Source organism: Pseudomonas sp. (assembly GCF_030147005.1).
Lineage (GTDB): Bacteria > Pseudomonadota > Gammaproteobacteria > Pseudomonadales > Pseudomonadaceae > Aquipseudomonas.
The window spans coordinates 1-6,977 of sequence record NZ_JASLAW010000025.1; the positions used below are offsets into that span (position 1 = coordinate 1).

Here is a 6,977-nt window from a genome sequence, read left to right on the forward strand (position 1 = left end):
GTTAAGCGCTAAAGCAGAACAACCTGCGACCTGTGGCGCGGGAGCTTGCTCCCGCTGGACTGCATAGCAAACCCATTTTTGGGGCCGCTTCGCGCCCCAGCGGGAGCAAGCTCCCTCGCCACAGTGACCGGTTCTGTCTTAACTGACTGGCATTAGGGCAAGCCCCTTCCCACATTGGAATGCGTTGCTCCGGATAGCGGTGTCAGGGCTTTCCCTGATCCCTGGGCCAACTCAGGCTGAAACACGCTCCGCCCAGGTTATTGCTCCTGCTGATCAACGCCCGCCCGCCATGCCAATGGATAATCCGTCGCACAATCGACAAGCCCAGGCCATGCCCGCCCGAGGCGCGGGTGCGGCTGTCATCCAGGCGCAGAAACGGCGTGAAGGCACGTTCCCAGGCGCTTTCCGGCACACCGGGGCCGTCGTCTTCCACGTCGATGCGGCAACGCACCTGACCTACCTGATAACTGATCAGCACCTGGCCCTTGGCGTGCCGCATGGCATTGCTGACCAGGTTTTGCAGGGCGCGATGCAGATAGCGTGGTTCGGCATCGACCCAGGCGTCCTCCCACTGCGCCGATGACAGGCAAATGCCCCGGGTGACGCTGACTTGCGGGCGCAGTGGCGACAATTCGCCGATCACTTGATCGAGCAACGCATCGAGGTCGACGCGCTGGAAGTTCAACGCCGGCGCGCCCTGCTCCAGGCGTGCGTAAGTGAGCATCTCATCCACCAGGCCGTCGAGGTCCTGGATATCGCTGTCCATACCTTCCAGGTATTTGCGCCGAGCCTCGGGGGTGGTGGCGTCGCCGAGCATCTCCAGGCCGAAGCGCAGCCGCGCTACCGGCGTGCGCAGTTCGTGGGACACCGCACGCACCAGTTCACGCTGAATCGCCAGCAATTGCTGCAAGTGCTCGGCCATGCCGTTGAACGCTGCCGCCAGCCGCCCTACCGAATCGGCGCCACGGGCCGGTACACGCACCTCCAGATTGCCTTTGGCGATGCGCGTGGCCGCCGCCTCCAGCCCTTTGAGCCGGCGCTCGAGTTGACGCACCAACAGGTAAACGATCAAACCGATCAGGGTCAGGCCGATCAACGCGATCAGGATCAGCCATTGCGCCGGGTACGGGTTCATTTGATACAGCGGACCGATCTCCAGCACCCAGGGCGTGCCGACCATACCGGCAAACACGCGGATCGAATCACCGCCCTTGCCCAACGCCATCACCGTATCGCCTTCGGCCACGCGACGGCGCTGGTCGTCGTCCATGTCGGCCTGGTCGAGGGCGATCAGGTGCATCTCGAAACCAAAACCCTTGGCTTGTTTTAGATCAGCCAAACGTTGCGGCTGCTCGGCCACCGGGAACCGCACCAGTTCGTCGGCCAGCAAGTAGATAGTGGCGCGGGCCAATTGCTCGCTGATCTGCTGCACTTCGCCCGTGAGCACCAACTGCTCCGGTTCGCTGACCAGACGCAGCACTCGCGCGGCATGGGGGCCTGTCTGTTCCACCAGCACCTGGCCACGTTGCAGGCGCTTGCGCTGGCTCAGGTCCAGTTGTGCATCAGTGAAGGTGCGTAATTGCAGCGGGATACCCAGCAATCGCTCCCACACCGCCAATGCGCGCTGACGCTCGATGGCGCTCATGGGTTGCAGATTGTCGCCCATCAGCGCAAAGGTGCCGTGGGCCAGGCGTTCGCGGTATTGACCGCTGCGCACATCGTTGAGCAAGTGCAGCGCCAGCACACCCAGCAGCGCGACCAAAATCAGCGCGGCGCACATGCCGCCGTAAATGCGCAGGAAGATCGAGTTCACAGCGGCATATCGGCAGCGGCTTCGGGAACGAACAGGTAGCCTTTGCTGCGGATGGTCTTGATCAGGCGCGGGTGGATCGGGTCATCGCCGATCTTGGGTCGAATACGCGAGATGCGCACATCAATCGAGCGGTCCTGGCCGTCGTAGCCGACACCGCGCAAGGCGATGAAAATTTCTTCGCGGGAGAGAATGCGCCCGGCGTTCGCCACCAACAGCCATAGCAGGTCGAATTCGGCGCTGGTCAGCTCGATGCCACTTTCGTGCAACCAGGCCTCGCGCAGGGCGTTGTCCACCACCAGCGGGCCGAATTGCAGGCGGCGCTGGTTTTGCGTCACAACCGGTAACACCGGCTCGCTGCGCCGTAGCAAGGCCTGGATACGCGCCAGCAACAAGCGCGGGCGCACGGGTTTGCACACGTAGTCATCGGCGCCCATGTCCAGGCCAAGCACTTGGTCCATGTCATCGGTACGCGCCGTCAACATCAGAATCACGCCGTCATAGCGCTCGCGCACCTTGCCGCAGATGCTCAGGCCGTCTTCGCCCGGCAGCATCAGGTCGAGAATCACCAGGTCCGGGTGTTCGGCGATGATGCGCGCCGCCGCCTGGGCCCCGTCGTTCTCCACCGACACCTGCAGGCCGTTGCTCGCCAGGTATTCGCGGGTCAACTCGGCCAACCGCTCGTCGTCCTCGACGATCAATATGCGCCAGGGTTCTTGCTCCATGCGTGATCCTCATTGTTATAGGAAATGCTTATGGCCGACGCGGTCGAATTGATCTTTATGAGGCATACCCTGTTTGTCATGTTTTGAGGGCATAACGAGGGTCGATTGTAGCCATGGGCCAACCCATAAACACAAGCCGGGAAATCCACTCGGTCATGGCGTTTTTTTGTGATAGGGTTCGCGCCCTTCGAAAACGGCCCGGTTGTTTTGGGTTCGAAACATTTAATGACAAACGGTGCAATCCAGCAGTAATGCGGCCTACACGCCCATTCAACCTTTCTTACACATTTTACTCACAGCTTTATCCACAGGTTACTGCGTTGCTAACACCTGTAAAACGCATTATCTTGTACCTCGGCACTCCAAGAGACCCTACATGTAGGGTTTTAGAGGCAAGCGCCCAACCACACAAGCGGCTCGAATTTCAAGCGTTTTATTGCTAGCGCAGCGTGGAACCAACCGATTTTCAGTAGACCAAACCGCTCACGCGGATGGCAGCTGTTTTTCATCCATGACATGGAAAACGGTACGGGTGTTGCAGGAAAGCCTGGCACTCGCAATCAAATATAGAACGTGGAGACAACCCCCCATGCAAACCGACACAACTCGCGAGAACCCGCAGGGCTCCGTGCCGCAGGCCGCTGATTCGAATATGGATCTGTCCGCCACCGCACCTGGCCAATTGCGCGTGATCAAGCGTAACGGCACTGTCGTTCCTTACACCGATGACAAAATCACCGTCGCCATCACCAAAGCGTTTCTTGCAGTTGAAGGCGGCGCCGCTGCCGCCTCGTCGCGCATCCACGACACTGTTGCACGCCTGACCGAACAAGTTACCGCGACCTTCAAGCGTCGCATGCCCTCGGGCGGCACTATCCACATCGAAGAAATCCAGGACCAGGTCGAACTGGCCCTGATGCGTGCCGGCGAGCAGAAAGTTGCCCGCGACTACGTGATCTACCGCGACTCCCGTGCCAAGGAACGTGCCGTACACGCGCCTGCCGCCGAAACCGTGCAAGCACACCCTTCGATCCGCATCACCCTGGCCGACGGCAGCTTTGCGCCGCTCGACCTGGGCCGCCTGAACACCATCATCACCGAGGCCTGCGAAGGCCTGGAAGAAGTCGATGGTGACCTGATCCAGCGCGAAACCCTGAAGAACCTGTACGACGGCGTGGCCTTGACCGACGTCAATACCGCCCTGGTGATGACCGCCCGTACCCTGGTTGAACGCGAGCCGAACTACTCGTTCGTCACCGCGCGCCTGCTGATGGACACCTTGCGTGCCGAAGGCCTGGGCTTCCTGGGCGTAGCCGACAGCGCCACCCACCACGAGATGGCTGACCTGTACGCCAAGGCGCTGCCAGCCTACATCGCCAAGGGTATCGAATACGAATTGCTGAACCCGATCCTGGCCACCTTCGACCTGGAAAAACTCGGCAAGGCGATCAACCACGAGCGCGACCAGCAGTTCACCTACCTGGGCCTGCAAACCCTGTACGACCGTTACTTCATCCATAAGGACGGGGTGCGTTTCGAACTGCCGCAAGTGTTCTTCATGCGTGTGGCCATGGGCCTGGCGATTGAAGAGAAGCACAAAGAAGACCGCGCCATCGAGTTCTACAACTTGTTGTCGTCCTTCGACTACATGTCGTCCACCCCGACCCTGTTCAATGCCGGCACCCTGCGTCCACAGCTGTCGAGCTGCTACCTGACCACCGTTCCCGATGACCTGTCGGGCATCTACCACGCGATCCACGACAACGCCATGCTGTCCAAATTCGCCGGCGGCCTGGGTAACGACTGGACGCCAGTGCGCGCTTTGGGTTCGTACATCAAGGGCACCAACGGCAAGTCCCAGGGCGTTGTACCGTTCCTGAAAGTGGTGAACGACACCGCCGTTGCCGTTAACCAGGGTGGCAAGCGCAAAGGCGCTGTGTGTGCCTACCTGGAAACCTGGCACATGGACATTGAAGAGTTCATCGAACTGCGCAAGAACACCGGTGATGACCGTCGTCGTACCCACGACATGAACACCGCCAACTGGATCCCTGACCTGTTCATGAAGCGCGTCTTCGATGACGGCAAGTGGACCCTGTTCTCGCCATCCGAAGTGCCGGACCTGCACGACCTGACCGGCAAGGCCTTCGAAGAGCGCTACGAGTACTACGAAGCCCTCACCGAGTACCCAGGCAAGGTCAAGCTGTTCAAGACCATCCAGGCCAAAGACCTGTGGCGCAAGATGCTGTCCATGCTGTTCGAAACCGGCCACCCATGGCTGACCTTCAAAGACCCATGCAACCTGCGCAGCCCGCAGCAGCACGTGGGCGTGGTGCACAGCTCGAACCTGTGCACCGAGATCACCTTGAACACCAACAAGGACGAGATCGCCGTTTGCAACCTGGGCTCGATCAACCTGCCGAACCACATCGTCGACGGCAAGCTGGACACCGCCAAGCTGGAGCGCACCGTCAACACCGCCGTGCGCATGCTCGATAACGTGATCGACATCAACTACTACTCGGTGCCACAGGCGCAGAACTCCAACTTCAAGCACCGCCCGGTCGGCCTGGGCATCATGGGCTTCCAGGACGCTTTGTACCTGCAGCACATTCCTTACGGTTCCGATGCCGCCGTCGAGTTCGCCGACAAGTCCATGGAAGCGGTCAGCTACTACGCGATCCAGGCTTCCTGCGACCTGGCCGACGAGCGCGGTGCCTACGAGACGTTCCAGGGTTCGCTGTGGTCCAAGGGCATCCTGCCGCTGGACTCGCAACAGATCCTGATCGAGCAACGTGGCCAGAAGTACATCGATGTTGACCTGAACGAATCCCTGGACTGGGCGCCGGTACGTGCCCGTGTGCAGAAAGGTATTCGTAACTCCAACATCATGGCCATCGCGCCGACCGCGACCATCGCCAACATCACCGGCGTATCGCAGTCGATCGAACCGACCTACCAGAACCTGTATGTGAAATCGAACCTGTCGGGCGAATTCACCGTGATCAACCCGTACCTGGTTCGCGACCTCAAGGCACGCGGCCTGTGGGACGCGGTGATGATCAACGACCTGAAGTACTACGACGGTTCGGTGCAGCAGATCGAACGCATCCCGCAGGAACTCAAAGAGCTCTACGCGACGGCTTTCGAAGTGGACACCAAGTGGATCGTTGACGCCGCCAGCCGTCGTCAGAAGTGGATCGACCAGGCTCAGTCCCTTAACCTCTACATCGCCGGGGCTTCGGGCAAGAAACTCGACGTGACCTACCGCATGGCCTGGTACCGTGGCCTGAAAACCACGTACTACCTCCGTGCCCTGGCTGCGACCAGCACCGAGAAGTCGACCATCAACACCGGTAAGCTGAACGCTGTGTCCAGCGGCAACCATGGTGATGACTCGGTACTCGCTGCGCCTGCCGGTCCGGCGCCAGTGCCGAAGGCTTGTGCGATTGATGAGCCGGATTGCGAAGCTTGCCAATAAGCTGAGCAACGCCCGTAACACCAGGGCCTAAAAAACCGACCGCCTCGGAATTGTCTGGGGTGGTCGGTTTTTTTTTGCGTTATTTCTCTATACACCTTTTAGTTGAAAGCGAACGCATTAGGCTGATTGGGCCTTCCTGCTCGCTGCCCCCAAAGTTCCAGGCGGCCGCCGATCACCGCCATTGAGTGCGTGCCATCGTCCACAACGCCCACCACTTTACCGCCCGCAAGTTCCGCGCTTGATGTTCGTCTGTACAGACCTTTAAGACCAAGCCGGTCGAGTGCTTCAGTGCTCCACTCGCCATCGTTCAACGTTTGCGTGGCCGTCAAGAAACTCGCCGCGGCGCGGTTATCGTTGTTTTCCATTTGAGCCCGCTTGGCGCTGGCGGCATACAGGAAATTGGCATCTGTCATCATGGCCGGATCATCGCCCTTGAACCTTGCCTGCTGTGCCGCCATCTGCAATTCACCCTTGCTCAAATGCAGCTGAAACCCATCGCGCATCTGTACGTCATAACCATCGCCGGCCGCTCTGACATCTCTGAAAATGTCGGTAGGTTTTTGCCCAAACTTCATCATGGCGGCTTTAATCGCCGAGACGGTTACACAGTTGCCGTCCGGGCCCTGGCTGAAACCACTCCAGATATTGCCGGCCTCCTTGCCCATACCGGGTTTTTTCCCCGGATTGCTTTTGTCTGGTTTGTAGTCAACGTAACGCGCACCCTCGGTAAACGGCCTGTTGCTCATGGACTCCGCGGAGCCATAATTACTCGGATTGACTGTTTGGCCTTGGAACCCACGATACTGCGGTGAAGGTGAAGGTGAAGGTGAAGGTGATGGCAATGGCGATGGCGATGGCGATGGCGAAGGTGGCGCTGGGGAAGGTGACGGGCCCGACTCATCCGGAAACAGGGGAGTATCAGTTTTTTTGTGTTCGGGCTGGTTAGGGCCTGCCGTCAGGC

Annotated in this window: 4 protein-coding genes; 1 reads left to right on the top strand and 3 read right to left on the bottom strand. The window is 59.7% G+C overall.

Annotated elements, in window-relative coordinates; translation table 11 throughout:
* Window positions 1-202: 202 nt before the first annotated feature.
* Both Q1V60_RS01905 and Q1V60_RS01910 read right to left on the bottom strand, forming a co-directional pair.
* The gene (locus tag Q1V60_RS01905; protein ID WP_300626964.1) at window positions 203-1,813 is read right to left on the bottom strand and encodes an ATP-binding protein; all 1,611 of its coding nucleotides are present in this window, start codon (window positions 1,811-1,813) and stop codon (window positions 203-205) included.
* Window positions 1,810-2,535 carry a response regulator gene (locus Q1V60_RS01910; RefSeq protein WP_300626965.1) on the bottom strand — a complete coding sequence of 242 codons (726 nt, stop codon included), beginning with the start codon at window positions 2,533-2,535 and terminating at the stop codon, window positions 1,810-1,812. Before Q1V60_RS01910 ends, Q1V60_RS01905 begins: the two co-directional genes overlap by 4 nt.
* A gap of 589 nt (window positions 2,536-3,124) precedes the next feature.
* Between Q1V60_RS01910 and Q1V60_RS01915 the strand changes: the two genes are divergently transcribed.
* Window positions 3,125-6,016 carry a ribonucleoside-diphosphate reductase subunit alpha gene (locus Q1V60_RS01915; RefSeq protein ID WP_300626966.1) on the top strand — a complete coding sequence of 964 codons (2,892 nt, stop codon included), beginning with the start codon at window positions 3,125-3,127 and terminating at the stop codon, window positions 6,014-6,016.
* Between the two features lie 98 nt (window positions 6,017-6,114).
* Here Q1V60_RS01915 and Q1V60_RS01920 read toward each other — a convergent pair.
* The coding region (locus tag Q1V60_RS01920; RefSeq protein WP_300626967.1) for a hypothetical protein at window positions 6,115-6,977 on the bottom strand (863 nt) is incomplete at its 5' end.

Bases quoted from the DNA above. Each gene is read 5' to 3' on its own strand.
- Q1V60_RS01910 (WP_300626965.1), bottom strand. From the start codon at position 2,535: ATGGAGCAAGAACCCTGGCGCATATTGATCGTCGAGGACGACGAGCGG.
- Q1V60_RS01915 (WP_300626966.1), top strand. From the start codon at position 3,125: ATGCAAACCGACACAACTCGCGAGAACCCGCAGGGCTCCGTGCCGCAG.